At 65.2% G+C, this 15903-nt stretch carries 16 protein-coding genes and 1 rRNA gene; 12 read left to right on the top strand and 5 right to left on the bottom strand.

Annotated elements, in window-relative coordinates:
- The first annotated feature begins 33 nt into the window (after positions 1-33).
- The 5 genes from AC1DOX_RS21135 (at position 34) to AC1DOX_RS21115 (ending at position 4424) form a co-directional block, all read left to right on the top strand.
- Positions 34-1482 carry an aldehyde dehydrogenase family protein gene (locus tag AC1DOX_RS21135; protein ID WP_441622730.1) on the top strand — a complete coding sequence of 483 codons (1449 nt, stop codon included), beginning with the start codon at positions 34-36 and terminating at the stop codon, positions 1480-1482.
- Between the two features lie 51 nt (positions 1483-1533).
- Positions 1534-2013: a GlcG/HbpS family heme-binding protein gene (locus AC1DOX_RS21130; RefSeq protein WP_441622728.1), complete on the top strand. Its 480-nt coding sequence runs from the start codon at positions 1534-1536 to the stop codon at positions 2011-2013.
- 17 nt (positions 2014-2030) lie between these two features.
- Complete coding sequence (locus AC1DOX_RS21125; protein ID WP_441622726.1) at positions 2031-3029, top strand: 2Fe-2S iron-sulfur cluster-binding protein; 999 nt, start codon at positions 2031-2033, stop codon at positions 3027-3029.
- A 103-nt stretch (positions 3030-3132) separates the two neighbouring features.
- On the top strand, positions 3133-3864 hold the full coding sequence (locus AC1DOX_RS21120; protein WP_092140740.1) for a GntR family transcriptional regulator: 732 nt from the start codon (positions 3133-3135) through the stop codon (positions 3862-3864).
- Between the two features lie 389 nt (positions 3865-4253).
- Positions 4254-4424: a hypothetical protein gene (locus AC1DOX_RS21115; protein ID WP_176861059.1), complete on the top strand. Its 171-nt coding sequence runs from the start codon at positions 4254-4256 to the stop codon at positions 4422-4424.
- A gap of 109 nt (positions 4425-4533) precedes the next feature.
- On the opposite strand, the gene AC1DOX_RS21110 is transcribed toward AC1DOX_RS21115, so the two are convergent.
- Positions 4534-5379: a phytanoyl-CoA dioxygenase family protein gene (locus AC1DOX_RS21110; RefSeq protein WP_092140738.1), complete on the bottom strand. Its 846-nt coding sequence runs from the start codon at positions 5377-5379 to the stop codon at positions 4534-4536.
- Between the two features lie 267 nt (positions 5380-5646).
- Between AC1DOX_RS21110 and AC1DOX_RS21105 the strand changes: the two genes are divergently transcribed.
- The 5 genes from AC1DOX_RS21105 to AC1DOX_RS21085 all read left to right on the top strand — a co-directional run bounded on the left by AC1DOX_RS21105 (position 5647) and on the right by AC1DOX_RS21085 (position 11885).
- A complete protein-coding gene (locus AC1DOX_RS21105; RefSeq protein ID WP_441622723.1) occupies positions 5647-6573 on the top strand; it encodes an AAA family ATPase in 927 nt (308 codons plus the stop codon).
- A gap of 19 nt (positions 6574-6592) precedes the next feature.
- Positions 6593-7603 (top strand): DUF58 domain-containing protein, encoded by a 1011-nt coding sequence (locus tag AC1DOX_RS21100; protein WP_441622721.1) that lies wholly within the window; start codon positions 6593-6595, stop codon positions 7601-7603.
- Positions 7600-9615, top strand: a complete 2016-nt coding sequence (locus AC1DOX_RS21095; RefSeq protein WP_441622719.1) for a transglutaminase TgpA family protein — start codon at positions 7600-7602, stop codon at positions 9613-9615. The genes AC1DOX_RS21100 and AC1DOX_RS21095 overlap by 4 nt, the downstream gene beginning before the upstream one ends.
- 189 nt (positions 9616-9804) lie before the next feature.
- Positions 9805-10302, top strand: a complete 498-nt coding sequence (locus AC1DOX_RS21090; RefSeq protein WP_441622717.1) for a MarR family winged helix-turn-helix transcriptional regulator — start codon at positions 9805-9807, stop codon at positions 10300-10302.
- A 47-nt stretch (positions 10303-10349) separates the two neighbouring features.
- Entirely contained in the window at positions 10350-11885 is a 1536-nt protein-coding gene (locus AC1DOX_RS21085; RefSeq protein ID WP_441622785.1) for an MFS transporter, read from the top strand.
- A gap of 166 nt (positions 11886-12051) precedes the next feature.
- On the opposite strand, the gene AC1DOX_RS21080 is transcribed toward AC1DOX_RS21085, so the two are convergent.
- Both AC1DOX_RS21080 and AC1DOX_RS21075 read right to left on the bottom strand, forming a co-directional pair.
- Positions 12052-12378, bottom strand: a complete 327-nt coding sequence (locus AC1DOX_RS21080) for a hypothetical protein (protein ID WP_441622715.1) — start codon at positions 12376-12378, stop codon at positions 12052-12054.
- Between the two features lie 222 nt (positions 12379-12600).
- Positions 12601-14064: a DegQ family serine endoprotease gene (locus tag AC1DOX_RS21075; protein ID WP_441622713.1), complete on the bottom strand. Its 1464-nt coding sequence runs from the start codon at positions 14062-14064 to the stop codon at positions 12601-12603.
- A 211-nt stretch (positions 14065-14275) separates the two neighbouring features.
- On the opposite strand from AC1DOX_RS21075, the gene AC1DOX_RS21070 reads away from it, so the two are divergent.
- Both AC1DOX_RS21070 and AC1DOX_RS21065 read left to right on the top strand, forming a co-directional pair.
- A complete protein-coding gene (locus tag AC1DOX_RS21070; RefSeq protein WP_441622711.1) occupies positions 14276-14746 on the top strand; it encodes a MarR family winged helix-turn-helix transcriptional regulator in 471 nt (156 codons plus the stop codon).
- 59 nt (positions 14747-14805) lie between these two features.
- Positions 14806-15228 carry an organic hydroperoxide resistance protein gene (locus AC1DOX_RS21065; RefSeq protein WP_441622709.1) on the top strand — a complete coding sequence of 141 codons (423 nt, stop codon included), beginning with the start codon at positions 14806-14808 and terminating at the stop codon, positions 15226-15228.
- A 71-nt stretch (positions 15229-15299) separates the two neighbouring features.
- Here AC1DOX_RS21065 and AC1DOX_RS21060 read toward each other — a convergent pair whose 3' ends face one another.
- Together AC1DOX_RS21060 and rrf are read right to left on the bottom strand one after the other, a co-directional pair.
- Entirely contained in the window at positions 15300-15596 is a 297-nt protein-coding gene (locus tag AC1DOX_RS21060; protein ID WP_441622783.1) for a GIY-YIG nuclease family protein, read from the bottom strand.
- Positions 15597-15809: 213 nt separating this feature from the next.
- Positions 15810-15903, bottom strand: a 5S ribosomal RNA gene (gene rrf / locus AC1DOX_RS21055); the annotation flags it as partial.

Below are 15903 nucleotides of genomic sequence, written 5' to 3'. Positions count from 1 at the left end.
TCCGGCTTCCCGCTCCTGCACAAGGCCTGAGAGATGACCGAGACGTACCGCAACTACATCGACGGCGAATGGTGCGACAGCACCAGCGGCCGCACCACCGACAACGTCAACCCTGCCGACACGCGCGATATCGTGAGCCGGCACGCCGCCTCCGACGCACGTGACGCCGCCGCCGCCGTGGCCGCCGCCGCCGCCGCATTCGAAGGCTGGAAGAAGACCCCGATCGGCAAGCGCGCGAAGATCCTCAACGACGCCGCCGCACATCTGGAGGCCAACGCCGACGCCATTGCCGTCGAGCTGACGCGCGAGGAAGGCAAGGCGCTCGCCCTGGCCCGCGACGAGGTCTTGCGCTCCGCCCAGACGCTGCGCTTCTACGCCGTGGAAGGCCAGACCTTCTCGGGCGAAACCTATCCGAACGACGATCCCGACATGCTCGTCTACAGCCAGCGCGAGCCGCTTGGCGTGGTGACGGTAATTGCGCCGTGGAATTTCCCCGTGTCGATTCCCGCGCGCAAGATCGCGCCGGCGCTGATCACGGGCAACACCGTGGTATTCAAGCCGTCGTCCGACGCGCCGCTGTCGGGCTTCCGCCTGGCTGAGGCCTTCGTGCGTGCCGGCATCCCCAAGGGCGTGCTGAACTTCATCACCGGCAGCGCCGCCGAAGTCGGCCCGACCCTTGTGGAGTCGCGCGCCGTGCGTGCCGTGTCGTTCACCGGGTCCACTGCGGCCGGCGAGCAGATCCACCGCGCGGTGCCGATGACCACGCGCACGCAGATGGAACTTGGCGGCAAGAATCCGCTGATCGTGATGGAAGACGCGGACCTCGACCGCGCGGTGGACCTGGCCATCAAGGGCGGTCTGTCGTTGTCCGGCCAGGCCTGCACAGGCACGAGCCGCATCCTGGTCATGCGCGAGGTGAAGCAGGCGTTCACGGAAAAGCTTGTCGCCAAGGTGAAGACGCTGAAGATCGGCAGCGGCATGGCGGCTGGCATGGACCTGGGTCCGCTGGCCACGCGCAAGCAACTGGAGTCGGTGCTGGGCTACATCGCGGCCGGCAAGGCGGAGGCGACGCTGCTGTGCGGCGGCGAACCGCTGACCGAAGGCGAGTTCGCCCACGGCTACTACGTCTCGCCGGCCGTGTTCACCGATGTGACGCAGACCATGCGCATCGCCCGTGAGGAAATCTTCGGCCCAGTGCTGGCGATCATCGAAGTCAGCAGCTACGCCGACGCCATCGCCAAGGCCAACGACACCGAGTACGGCCTGTCCGCCGCCATCGCCACGCGCAACCCGCGCTATATGCACGACTTTGCGCACGACATCGAGTCTGGCACGGTAAAGATCAACCGGACCACCACCGGCAACCTCGTCAATGCACCGTTCGGCGGACTCAAGCGCTCCAGCACTTCCACGTTCCGCGAGTCGGGGCGCGCCGGGCTGGATTTCTACACGCAGATCAAGACCGTCTATCGCGGCTGCTGAGCACGCCGCGGCTGACGCATCGTACGCACAGAACGCATCGAAGGAATCGACATGAAGAAAGCCATCAAGCTCGAATTGAAGGAAGCCCGCCATATGGTGGCCGCCGCCATCCGCAAGGCCGAAGAGATCGGCGTGCTGGAATCGGTGTGCATCGTCGACGACGGCGGCTATCCGCTGTTGCTGGAACGCATGGACGGCGCGCGCATCACCGGGCCGCAGATCGCCTGGAACAAGGCGTTCACGGCTGCCGGCCACAAGCGGTCGACCCACCTGTTCAATACCGCGCCCAATGGCCCCGCTCTGCCCGGCAATGAAGCGTTCGGCATCCAGTGGAGTTTCGAGGGCAAGTTCGCCGTGTTCGTGGGTGGCTACCCGATCGTGGTCAATGGGGAAGTGATCGGCGGCGTCGGCTTGTCCGGGGGCAATGGCGAGCAGGACACGGCATGCGGCGTGGCCGCGCTGGAAGCACTGCGCGACCTGCTGGCCGCCGACGACCTGACCGTTCTGGCCCAGGCCGACATCAAGAAGTAAGCGCGGAGGAGGCCGTCATGTCCTGTCGCATTGAAATTCTGGAAACGCAGGAGTCGTTTGTCGTGGCACCCGGTGAATCGGTGCTCGACGGTGCGTTGCGCGCCGGTATCCGCCTGGCCCACGAATGCACGTTCGGCGGCTGCGGCACGTGCCGCGTGCGCGTGGTGGAAGGCAGCGTCGGCTATGAGGAATTTCCGATGGGGCTCTCCGAGGAAGAGGATGCCGCCGGTTTTGCGCTGGCTTGCCAGGCGCGCCCCCGGGGCAACCTCGTCCTCAGCACCGCCCGAGCAGAGGAGCCGGCGGTGCCCGCGCGGCGTGCCACTGCCATCGTGCAGGCCGTGGCGCCGCTCGGACCCGACGTGCTCCATTTGCGCATGGCGTTGCCGGACGAAGCGCCGCTCGACTTCCAGCCCGGCCAGTACATGAAGATCCTGCTGGACGACGGCAGCCATCGCAGCTTCTCGATGGCGTCGGCGCCCAGCGGCAATGCCATCGATTTTCACGTGCGGCAGATTGCCGGCGGACGCTTTACCACAGGGCAGTTGCCCCGGCTACGGCCCGGCGACAAGCTGGAGGTTGAAGTGCCGCTCGGCAACTTCAGCCTGCGCAAGGAGGACTATCGCCCGCTGCTGATGGTCGCCACGGGCACCGGGCTGGCGCCGATCAAGAGCATGCTGGAGTCCCTGATGGATGACCCGGACTGCCCGCCGGTGTCGCTGTACTGGGGCATGCGCTCGGCAGCAGACCTGTACCTGCACGACGACATCGCCAGCTGGGGCGAGCGCCTCTACGACTTCCAGTACGTGCCGGTGCTGTCCCGCGCCGACGAGAGCTGGCAGGGCCGGCGCGGCTACGTGCATGACGCCGTGGCCGCGGACATCGGCGATCTGTCGGAACACGCGATCTATCTGTGCGGATCGCCCAACATGATCCGCGACGCCAAACAGACCTTCATGGTGCTGGGTGCCCAGGCGCCATTCCTGTATGCGGACGGCTTCACTTTCCAGCATACATAGGCGCTGCCTAATGTCTGGTATCGGGGGCAGCGGTATACAATAGCGGCATTCACGTCGGGGTCCATGCCCCGGCGCTTATCGATTTTGACGGCCGATCCCGACCATGAACGACGCCACCGCCAGTGCCTTCAGCCCGAATCCGGATGCCCCGGCTGCCAGCCTCGGGGCCCAGCATTCCCCGCTCTTCGCGTTGGTGACCGACACGCTGCGGCAGCGGATTCTCGCCGGTCAGTACGAACAGGGCGAGCGACTGGTAGAGAATACGGTGTCGCAGGAGCTGGGTGTGTCCCGGATTCCCGTCCGCGAGGCGTTGCGCGCACTGGCGGCAGAAGGGCTGGTGCGGATCGAACCGCGGCGCGGCGCATCGGTAGCACGGCTGTCGCCCAACATCGCGCGCGAGATGGTAGAAGTGCGCGCCACGCTGGAAGGCCTGAATGCCAAGCTGGCCGCGCAGCGGCGCGACCCGGCACTGATCCAGGAACTCGAGAAGGTCTTGAAGGAAGGCAATGACGCCGTGAACAGCGGCCAGACCGAGCGCTTTGTCGAGCTGAATTCGCGGTTCCACGAAGTGCTGGGCAACATCGCCGCCAACAGCGTGCTGCAGGACATGATGCGGTCGCTGCGCGAGCGCACGGCCTTGCTGTTTGCGCCGGCCAACTTGAGCCGCGCCCAGACCAACTGGGATGAACACGCCCAGATCCTGCAGGCGGTCATCGCCGGCGATGCCGACCTGGCCGCACTGCTGGCCACACGCCACGTCTTCAGCGCCGCCAAGGCCGTCGAGGCCATCAACGCCGCGCCCGGCGCGGACACCGCTTCCGACAAGGCCGCCTGAACGGGGCGGCTGAGGGCTGCTGGTTGACGGCTGGCGGCTGGCGGCTGGCGGCTGCGGAATTGTTCAGCACGATTGAAGGCGGCTGAAGGCTGCTCAAGGCGACTCTGCGTTCGTTCAGCGCGACGTGTGGCCGCCGACATCAGCTGACGGCTGCGTCGCTTTTTCTCCCTTCCCCTGCTGCCTCGTGCGAAGGCGTGCGGGCATCCCTCGGCTGCCCTCCCCCACCGCGCGGCATCCTTCAACTGCCCCCTGCCGCGTCCCCCTATTGCATCCTGGTGCACCACCCGTTGCGGCGGCGCATTCCCATGCCCGTGCCGCACCACCAAATGGCGCATCGCACCATCGCGGTGTATACTGTAGGCAGATCTGAACCACAATAGGGAATCACCATGATGCAATACCCGGATGCTTCGTACTTCGACCGTCCGGTGGGCGAGCAGCTCTTGAGCCACTTCGCACGCCGTGACGTCGTTCGCCACGCTACGCCGTTGCTGCCGTTCCGCTTCGCTGACCTGCTGGCCCTGTTTCGCCAGGGTCCTGCGCACGGCAAGACGGTCTGAGCGCCTGAGTCCGGCCAGATCGCTGCCGGACAACAAGAAATAAAAAAGCCGCCCATTGATGAGGCGGCTTTTTCGTATCTGGCCGGCTGTGCTGCCGGCCGCGGGTAAGTCAGAGCGCGACTGGCGGAAGCTCCACGCTGCCAAACTCCGCCGAACGCGTGCCGGCGATGGGCCGATTGCTGGCGCCAAAGTACGCAAACGCCACCGAAAGCTTCACCGCTTCGGAATCGTTGCGGCCGGCGGCATGGAACAACCGGCTGTCGAACATCAGCACGTCGCCGCGATGCAGGGCCAGCGACATGGTCCCTTTCAGCAACGACTGGCTGGCCGGATGGGCTTCCACCAGGAATTCGGCCGGATCGAGCTGTGCGGGGTCGAGCTTTGCCTTGTGGGAGCCGGGAATCACGCGCAGGACGCCGTTGCGTTCATCCTCGTCGCCCAGTGCCAGCCAGACGGTCACCAGTTCCGGGCTGACGAAGGACCAGTAGCGCGTATCGCGGTGCCAGCCGGTCTGGCTGCCGTAGTGCGGATGCTTGGTCATCACGCAGTTATGGTGCGCCAGCGTCAGCCGGGCGGGCTCGCCCAGCAGCGCCTCCACCGTCGACACCACACGCGGGTCGCTGGCCCAGCGGCGGAAGACTTCGTCGCGGCCATAGGCCTGGCGCAGGCGTCGCACCGTTCCTCCGCCCACCGCGTCGCGCGTGGCCGGTGCGCCCGGGTAGCCCAGATCGGCTTCGAATTCCACCGGCGGCACCGCGGCGGCCAGATGCTGGCGCGTAACGGACTCAAGCGCGGCGCAAATGGCCTCGCTGGCGAAGTTGCGCAGGATCACGTAGCCGCCCGCGTGGAATTCGCGCGCCAGGCTGGCCAGGCCAGCCTGGTCTGCCAGCGGCGCCGAGGAATCGAAGTCGAGGGAAGAGGACGCGCCAAACGCGTGGTGTTGCGGGGCAGTCATTGCGGCAGGAGAGACGAATCTGAAAATAGCGGGAGGCCAACAGGTCGATGATGCCAGAAGCGGCGGGATCCGGCGCGTCCGGCGGGCCGATTGTGCCTCCGGGGGGCCGTTTCGGTGCGGTTTCTGACCGGTTTGGGGCCGAATCCGGTAGGGATGACTGACGACACCGGCGTTCTCCAGCGTGCGGAAACCCACTGTCCGATGCGACCCCGGCGCCGCTACAATGGCCGGACTCTGCCACCCTGCAATCCAACCGGACAGGCCAACGTGACCGCCCGACCCAGGATCATTGCCTCGCTCGCCGAGGCCCAAACCCAGCTAGGCCGCATTGTGCTCGGCAAGCCGCGCCAGGTGCGCCTGGCGTTGGCCTGCATGCTGGCCGGCGGCCATCTGCTGCTGGAAGACGTGCCGGGCGTGGGCAAGACCACGCTGGCCCACGCACTTGCACAGACTCTTGGCCTGCAGTATCAACGCGTGCAATTCACCAGCGACCTGCTGCCGGCCGACCTGGTAGGCGTGTCGGTCTTCATGCGTGACGCCGGCGATTTCCGCTTCCATCGCGGCCCGGTGTTCGCGCAACTGGTGCTGGCCGATGAAATCAACCGCGCCCCGCCCAAGACGCAGAGCGCGCTGCTGGAAGCGATGGCCGAGCGCCAGGTCACGCACGACGGCACCACGCACGCCCTGCCGTCGCCGTTTTTTGTCATCGCCACGCAAAATCCGCTGGAGCAGATCGGCACACACGCGTTGCCGGAGTCGCAGCTGGACCGCTTCACGATGCGGATTACCCTCGGCTATCCCGATCCCGCATTCGAGCGCGTGCTGTATCTGGGTGGTGCCGGCGCGCAGGAAGCCGTCGCCGTGATGGATGCCGACCAGGTCATTGCGCTACAGGCGGCGGCGGCCAAGGTCTATGCCAGCCCGGCACTGGTCGACTATGTGCTGGCGCTGGTCCAGGCCACGCGTGCCGAATCCGCTTTCGCCGCCGGCCTGTCTCCGCGTGCCGGGCTGGCCTTGCTGGCGTGTGCCCGGTCATGGGCGATGCTCGACCAGCGCCAGATGGTGGTGCCGGAAGACGTGCAGGCCGTGTTCATGCCGGTGGCCGCGCACCGCCTGCTGCCGGCCGGGCATGCGGCATCGGGTCAGGCCGCCGCGGCGCTGGACCGGCTGCTGTCCAGCGTTGCCATTCCCTGACCGCGCGGATCGCGTTGCCATGGAGCGCGCCTCCGCAACCGTCAACCGACCTCCCGCCTCCGTCTCGAGCGGGCGATTGACGGCATGGCTGCGGCGCACGCATGGTCCGGTCAATGGCGTGATCCGGCTGGACCGCCGCCATCTCTATATCCTGCCAACGCGTGGCGGCATCGGCTTTGCCGTCCTGCTGATGGCAATGCTGATGACATCGCTGAACTACAACATCAGCCTGGGCTTTGCGCTGACATTCCTGCTGGCAGGCATCGGCATGGCCTGCATGTGGATGGCGTACCGCAACATGCTCGACCTTGCCGTGTCGGCCGGGCCGGCCGCCCCGGCGTTTGCCGGCGCCCACGCCGTTTTCGCACTGCATGTGGACAACGCCGATGCCGACGCCAGAATTGGCGTCGAAGCCCGGACGCCGCTGTCGGACCCAGCGGCGCCGTCGTCTCTGACGCTCGACGGCCATGCCAGCGGCGAGTTGCCACTCCGGCTTCGCGCCGAGCGGCGCGGACGGCTGGCCCTGCCCCGCGTCACGCTTGCCAGCCGTTTCCCGTTCGGCCTGTTCCGTGTCTGGAGCTACGCCGACCTGCCGCTCTCCACATTCGTCTACCCGGCGCCCGAATCCGACGCTCCGCCCCTGCCGCTGACGCCCCGCCCCGATGATGCCGACGATGGTGCGCTGGTCGTGGCGTCCGACGACGGCATCGACCAGTTGCGTCGCTATCGCACTGGCGATCCGCTGCATCGCATCGCCTGGAAACACAGTGCGCGGACCGGTCGCTGGCTCAGCCGCACAGGACAAACGCCGCGTCAGCCCGGATGCTGGCTGGAGTGGGATGCCATGCCACCGGCCTTCGAAACCGAAGCCCGGTTGTCGCGCCTGTGCGCGTGGGTACTGGCGGCGAGCGACGACATGGACATCGGCCTGCGGCTGCCGGGCGTGGAAATCCCGCCCGGTCACGGTGCTGCCCACCGCCGTGCTTGCCTGGAGGCGTTGTCGCTATGGCCGGAGCGGCGCGCATCATGACGCGGCAGGACGTCCGCCCGCTCGCCCATCAGGAACACGGCATGCTGATCGGGCAGCTGGCACTGGTGCTGGCGCCGCAGGCGCGGACGCTGCCGGTGGCCGTCAGCCTGCTGCTGCTGGTGTTGCTGGCCTGGCGTTGGCTGCTCTGGCGCCAGCGGGCACCGCTTCCATCGAAATGGATGATGGCGCTGACCGCGGTGCTGGTGCTGGTTACCTCCGCCGCGCTGGTCTGGCAGGCCGGCGGCAGCCTCGGGCGCGAGCTGTGCGTGGCGCTACTGGGCGCGTTCGTGATCCTCAAGCTGTTGGAAACCCGCGCGCTCTCCGATGCCACGCTCGTCACCCAGTTGTCGTTCTATCTGCTGCTGACGCTCTATCTGGCCGATCAGCCGTTCTGGCTCGCGCTCTACAGCATGGCGATCGGCGCATGGATTCTTCGTAACTGGCTGTTGCTTCACCACCCCGAGGCGCGCGGACGGCTGGCGATCTGGCCGCTGCTCGGCCGCATGGCACTGTTCGGCCTGCCGTGGGCGCTGTTCCTGTTCGTCCTGTTCCCGCGCCTGGACCACCCGCTCTGGCGGCTGCCGCAATCGGAAACCGTGGGGCGCACCGGCATCAGCGACACGATGAAGCCCGGCAGCATCGGCGAACTGATTCGATCTCCGGAAGTGGCGTTTCGCGCGGACATCGTCGGCGATCCGCTGCCGACCAGTGCGCTCTACTGGCGTGCGTTCGTGCTCTGGGATTACGACGGGCAGGCCTGGCGCCGGGCGGATGCGTCCATGCAATCCACGCAGCCGGCGGCGGGGCTGCGCGACGACGCGGGGGAAGACAGCCTCGCGGGACCGCCCGCGCAAGGGATGCGCGAGTACAACGTCACGCTCGAGCCCCATCAGCAGGCTTGGCTCTATCTGCTTGATCGCGGGGTGGCGATTTCGTCCAGCCTCGAAGCGCGTGTGTCGGCGGACGACGAGTACTTTTCCCGCGCGCCGGTGGATCGCGCCCTGCGCTATCGGGGCAGATCCATGCTGTCGGCTTCGCCGCAGCCGCTCACGCGGCGCACGCTGGCGCTGTCGCTGACCTTGCCCGAGGGCAATCCGCGCAGTCGCGCGCTCGCCGCGCAGTGGATGACGCAGTACGCCGACCCGTGGCAGCGCGTGCAGGCCGCGCTTCGGCTGTTCGCCAGCGCTCCATTTGCGTACACGTTGTCACCGCCATCGCTGGGCCAGCAACAGGTAGATAGTTTCCTGTTCGACACCAGGCGCGGTTTCTGCGAGCACTACGCCAGCAGCTTCGTCTTCCTGATGCGCGCGGCAGGCGTGCCCGCCCGGGTGGTTGCCGGCTACCAGGGCGGCGAGTACAACCCGATGGGTCGGCACTACATCATCCGACAATCCGATGCACACGCCTGGGCCGAAGTCTGGCTCGAGGCCCGTGGCTGGGTCCGCGTCGACCCGACCAGCGCGGTGGCGCCCAGCCGCGTGGAGGAAGGCCTGGATGCAGCGCTGGCCGGCGACGAGGCCGCGGAACTCCGTGCCTTGCGTGGCCCGGAATGGCTTCGCGACCTGCGCTGGGGCGTGGATGGGCTGATGTACAACTGGGGGCGTTGGGTGCTGCAGTACGACCGCACCCAGCAATCGCGCCTGCTGCAACGCTTCGGCATGGCCGACCAGTTGCCAACGCTGCTGGTCGGCGGGCTGGCGACACTGAGTCTGCTTGCGCTGCTCCCCCTGTGGCTACGCCGCCGCCAGGTGGACCCTTTACAGGCGCTGTACGAGCGATTTTGCGCGCTGCTGGCACGTCAAGGCTGCGAGCGCGGCGCCGCCGAGGGGCCGCATGACTTCGCTGCCCGCGTCGGCAAGGCGATACCTCAGGCGGCCAAGTCGGTGCTGGCCTTTACGGATGGCTACGTGGCGATGCGCTACGGTGCGCCGGAGCAAGATCGCCCCGAGCCGGGACTGGCAGGCCTGCGCAAGGCGCTGAATGAGGTGAGCCGGGCAATCCGCCAACGATAGGCGGATCAGGATGTCGTGACGCGTCCGGCGCTGGGACCCCGACGTCCGGTGATTTTGAACCCCGGTGACGTCGATCACCGGGTTGCAAGGCTTGACGCTCGCGCATATAGTTACGTTCGTAACTATATCGACTGAAATCAAAATAGCCAATGTGGAGCGCAATCCACACGACGATTCCGGAACGCCATCATGTCCTTCGAGCAACGTATCGACCGCTTCTGCGCCCAGCATCCGGAAGCCCCGCGCGACCTGATCCTGGCCTCCCGGCTGCTGCTTCGGTCGGCGCGCCTCTTGCGCAATCACATTGAGCGGACGCTTGCCCCGCACGAACTCGACCTCAGCCAGTACCTCGTCATCAGCATGCTGGCCGCCGATGCCGGCCAGCCGACCATTCCGTCCGAACTCGGCATGACCATCGACGCGACCCGCACGCAGATGACGCGGCTGATCGACGGGCTGGAGGCGCGCGGCCTCGTGCTTCGCAAGACATCCACCCAAGACCGCCGCAGTCTGGAACTGAGCCTCACCCCGGCTGGCCACGCGTTGCTGGAGCGTACGGCGCCGGCCGTTCACGCCGCGTACGGTCAGGCCTGGGCGCCGATCGGCGCGGACGGCCTTGCCGCCGTCACCCATCATCTCAATCAGTTGCACCAGAATCTGGTGGCGCTGGAGGCGACGCAGCCGTGACCGCCCAGGCACGACTGGCAGGACGCTGGCATCGCCTGCGTGCCGGCATGCGCTGGCTGCGTTTGCTGAGCCACCCGCAGCGGCAGACGCTGCTCATGATGTTGCTGGCGCTGGCCACAGGCGTGGAGTTCCTCGAGAACATCATGTTCGTGTTCGCATCCAGCCATATCGTGGGCGGCATCAACGCCGATCCACGCAGCTTTGCGCTTGTGCAGGCCGCCTATGCAGTGGGCAGCATGCTGATGATCCTCAAGCAGCAATGGCTGGCCCGGCGATTCGGGTATCGCTACTACCTCACGGGATCCCTGCTGCTGTTCATGGCCGGCACGCTCGCCGCCGCAACCAGCACCGGGCTGCCACAAATGGTGGGCGCACGCTTCGTCCAGGGTGTGGGCGGCGGCGCACTGTTCACGAGCTGCCGGATTCTGGTCAACCTGATGTTCGGGCCGGCGGATCGCCCGCGCGCCACGCGTATCTTCATGCTCGGGATCTTCGCCGCATCGGCGCTGGCGCCCGCCTTTGCCGCCGAGCTGGTCGAGAATGGCGTCTGGCAGGACGTCTTCTATGGCGTCATGCCGTTCGCCGCGATCGCCACGCTTGGCGCCTGGCTGCTGCTGCCCGATGCGGAGTCGCGTGACGACATGGAAGGCCCCGCGCTCGGCCCGCTGCTGTTGTTCGGTGTCGCCATCGTCGCGCTGCAGGCATCGCTGACCGAGGCACGCTTCGACATTTTCTCGCACCCCGCTCGCGTGGCAGCCATCGCCACGGTTGCCTTGACGTTGCTCGGGGCGTTTCTCTGGCACCAATGGCACCACGCCGCGCCGGTGCTGCGGCTGCACGTCCTGCGTCAACCGGTCTACCTGACGGGGCTGGCGATGTACTTCGTGTACTACATGATCAGCAACCTGAGCGGCTATGTCTTCCCGATCTATGCAGAACAGGCGCTGAAGTTTCCGCTGGCGACAACGGGCTGGCTGAATACGTTTGCCGCGGGCATCAGCCTGGCCGGCATTTTTGTGTATCTGCGCGTTGCCCGGCGGCTGACCCACAAGAAGCCCGTGATGGTGACCGGTCTGCTGTTGATGGCCGCGGCGATGTCGTATTTCTCGGTCATGCCGCCGGACGTGGGGCCGGCCGCGCTCGTGGTCGGACTCGTTGGAAAGGGGTTGTTCGGCGTGATGGTCATCATCCCGATTGCCGGGCTCACATTCCGGTCATTGGCTGGCGACGACTTTTCGCATGGCTACCGCAGCAAGAACCTGATCCGGCAAATCGCCAGCTCGTTCGCGTCGGCAGTTGGCGCTGTCTTGCTGCAAAACCGTCAGTTTTCCGTGCATACGAGCCTGGTTCACGCGATAGGGCAGCGGCCGGCCGAAGCGGCGCAGTGGATGCAGACCGCGCAGGCCGCACTGACCGCCCGCGGATTCGATGCGGGGCAAGCTCACGCAGGTGCGCTGGCGCAACTTGCAGCCATGGTCGATCAACAGGCTCGCCTGATTGCCTGTGAGGATCTGTATCGATTGATTGCCGTGCTCGCCTTGGCGGCGGCGGCGTGCATGCTGGTGCAGCGTCGGCTGGATTAGCCTGGCTCAGCGAAACGGGAGGACGATTGGCGAGGTGCCGCGTTCAATGTGCCCGGCCGAAGGATGCGCCGAAGTTTGCGGTCAACAGGCAGGCGACAGGTGGGCCATGACGGCGGATCGCCATCGCGGCAGTGCGGAGTCAGGGCGCGTTATCGGGCCTGGCCGCTCAGAACAGGGACAGCTGGCGCATGCCAAAGCCGATCGTTTCTTCCACGCGAGCACGCGCATGGGCCAGCGAGCCCTCGGCGCCGGAGTAGTTGCCGGCCGCCCAGCGGTAGACCACGGGAAGCTCGCCACGATCGGACAAATGAACTTCGCCCAGCTTGTCGCCGCGTTCATTGCGATAAAAGTGGGAACGATAGCCGCGCTCCCAGTGGGGCGCTTCGGCTTTCTTGCGACGACGCGGTGTCGTCGGGTTAGTCGTGGCTGGCGTCAGTCGCCGCGCACGGTCGGTACCCTGCGTAATCGGGGCGCGGGTGAAATCCAACTGCATAGACTTCCTTCTTCTGTCGATTCAGCAAGAACCAGAAATGGTGACCGTGGCCACCACACGCTTCATGCATCGCAGTCGAGATCATACCCGTTCAAACGCGTTTTTGGGGTGATTTATCGCCTTGAATTCCGCCTCTGGCAAGGGTTTGCGGGCCGTATACCGGTTTACCGTATACGGCCCGTATACCTGTTTCGCGCACCGTAAACCACTTCTCGCAAAGCGTTAACCGAGGTCCAGCGGAATGAAAATCCGCGCGTCGTCGCGCTGAACCAGCAGTGCAACCTGCTTGCCCGACTTCGACACCAGCGCGCGCAATTGATCGGCGGAACTGATCGGCGTGCCATTCAGGGAAAGGATGACGTCGCCCGGCTGGATGCCAACGCGCGCGGCCGGACCGGCCACGTCCTCGACGACCAGCCCGCCATCGATGCCGCTATCGCGCTTCTCGGCGGGCGTCAGCGGGCGCACCGCGAGCCCCAGTCGACCGCCAGCCTCTCGCCCGCTGGCCTTCTGCGCGACGGCGTCCTCCTTGGCGGTACCCACCTTCACGGTCAGCGTCATCGGTTCGCCCTTGCGGATGACCTTGAGCTGGGTCTGGGTGCCCGGCTGGATGTCGGCCACGTGCTCGGGCAGATCGCCGGAATGATCGATCACGTCGTCGCCCAGCTGCACGATCACGTCGCCTGGCTTGAGCCCGGCCTTGGCAGCGGGACTGTCCGGCTCCACCGAGTTGACCAACGCGCCGGTCGGCTTGGGCAGATTGAACGATTGGGCCAGCGCCTGATTGACTTCCTGCACGGCAATGCCGAGGCGTCCGCGCGTCACCTTGCCGTGTGCCACCAGTTGTTCCTGGACCTTGGTCGCCACGTTGATCGGAATCGCGAACGACAAGCCCTGGTAGCCGCCGGTCTGACTGTAGATCTGCGAGTTGATGCCAATCACCTCGCCACGCTGGTTGAACAGCGGGCCTCCGGAGTTGCCCGGGTTCACGGCCACGTCGGTCTGGATAAACGGCACGTAGGTATCGTCCGGCAGCGAACGCGACTTGGCGCTGACAATGCCCGCCGTGACGGTGTTCTCGAAACCATAGGGCGACCCGATCGCCAGCACCGGTTCGCCGACGCGAATCCTGGACGGATCGCCCAGACGCACGGTCGGCAGGTTCTTCGCATCGATGCGGATCACGGCAATATCGGTCTGCGGGTCCGCGCCCAGCACCTTGGCCTTGAATTCGCGGCGATCGGTGAGCTTGACCGTGACTTCTGTCGCGTTATCGACAACGTGGGCGTTGGTCAGGATCAGGCCATCTGAACTCACGATGAACCCGGAGCCCAGGCCCCGTACCGTCTGCGATTGCCCGTTCTGCGGCCCCTGGAACTGCGGGCCGAATCGCTTGAAGAACTGGAACAGCGGATCATCGGGGTCCATGCCCTGTGGGGCTTGTGCGGACGTACGTTGGGCGCGAGCGGTCACGCTGATGTTCACGACCGCAGGCCCGTACTGATCCACAATGCCCGAAAAGTCGGTCGGCGTGGCCACAGCGACTGGCGATGCCGACGCGGTCGTCGGCGTGGGCGCCGCATATCCCGGTGTAATCGCATCCTTCTGCAGATATGCATAGCCGCCGGCAAGGGCAGCGAGCGCAGCGACACCAACAGCGGAGCGGGCGAGAGCGTGGCGGATCATGGTGCTTTCCTTTTCATGATGGTCCTGGCGCCGGCGGGTTCCTCGGCGCGATGGAAGCATCGTAAGCAGCCATCCTTAAACCAGACTTAAAGTGCCCGGCGGACGCGTCTGGCAAAGTCAACCTTTGATCGGACTCGACCTGCCCCTATTCTCTATAGGGTCGATTGAAAATTTAAGTTGCGCACAATTTAATTGTGTATAAGATATGTACATGACTCAGGCAACGATTCCCTCCCAAACGGAAGACTGGCTCCAGCTGGATCGACAGCTCTGCTTTGCGCTGTACTCGACCTCCCTGGCGATGACCAAGATCTACAAACCGATTCTGGGTGAGCTTGGACTCACTTATCCCCAGTATCTGGTGATGTTGGTCTTATGGGAGAACGAGTCGCCGACGGTTTCTGAGCTTGGCGCGCGGTTGTCGCTGGATTCCGGAACCCTGACACCGCTACTCAAGCGGCTCGAGGCGGCTGGACTGGTGGATCGGTTGCGCGATACGGAAGACGAACGCCGTGTCCTGGTCAGCCTGACGGATGCTGGTCGAAGCCTGCGGGCTTCCGCCACCGGTATCCCGGAAAAGATGTTGTGTGCGACGCAGTGCTCGATCGAAGAGATCCAGTTTCTGACGGCGCGCCTGCATGCGTTGCGGTCCACGCTAGAAAGCGCGCGGTCCGATGATTGACTGCCGATCGCCGGCAACTTTGATTAGCCTGCCCATTGGGCAAACCTAGGAGCGTTCAAATGAAACTGGAAAAAGTTCTCTATACCGCCCATGCATCCGCAACCGGTGGCCGTGATGGCCGCGCGGTGACGTCGGATGGTCAATTGGATGCCAAGCTGGCCGTGCCCAAGGAAATGGGTGGCAATGGCGCTGGCCTGAATCCCGAGCAATTGTTCGCCGCCGGTTATTCGGCGTGTTTCCTGGGCGCTATTCGCTTTGTGGCTGGCCAGCAGAAGATCAATGTGTCGCCTGACGCCAAGATCGAAGGCGCCGTGGGTATTGGCCAGATTCCGCAGGGTTTCGGCATTCAGGTAGACCTGAAGATTTCGCTGCCGGGCATGGAGAAGGAAGCTGCTGAGAAGCTGGTCGAAGCGGCACACCAGGTTTGCCCATATTCCAACGCCACGCGCGGCAACATCGATGTCACGCTGACGGTGGTCTGATCCTTATGGGATTGGCGCTGGCTGCGGCCGGCACGGTTAAAGAAGAAACGCCGGCTTATGCCGGCGTTTCTTTATGCTCGATTGGATTGGAGTTGCGCGCAGAAGGCGCGTTTTTGCGAGGCGGATAGACGCTTTGTCGCCAGTTCGGCCCGCAGTGCTTCAGATTTAGTGGGGAATTGCATCCAGCCGAGAAGCCTCACTGGCTTGCGGGATCGCGTGTATTTCGCACCGGTACCGGCGACGTGCTGCGCATATCGACGCTGAACGTCTGTAGTGATTCCGGTATAGATCGAGTTGCCCTCGCATTCGAGCAAATAGAGAAACCAGGGCGTTTCCTCGAAGTCGGCGGGGTCGATATTGGATGACATGGCACCGCGGATCATACGGTTTGCCTAAGGGTGCCGCAATATGCCTTTAGACATTGTGCAATGCATTGACTCTTTGGGCAGTCAGGCCCGGCTGCCTTCGTCCCCCATGCACATTTGCTGTGAACTGAGCCGAAAAAGCGAACGCCGACGTGGAATTTGCCGCCGCAAAGCAAAACCCCCAGCTTTTGAGGGCTGGGGGTTTTGGGTATAAGAGCCTGGCGATGACCTACTTTCACACGGGTAGTCCGCACTATCATCGGCGCAAAGTCGTTTCACGGTCCTGTTCGGGATGGGAAGGGGTGGTTCC

This window comes from Cupriavidus sp. 01L415 (assembly GCF_056400065.1).
This window is presented reverse-complemented; position numbering and strand designations above follow the sequence as displayed.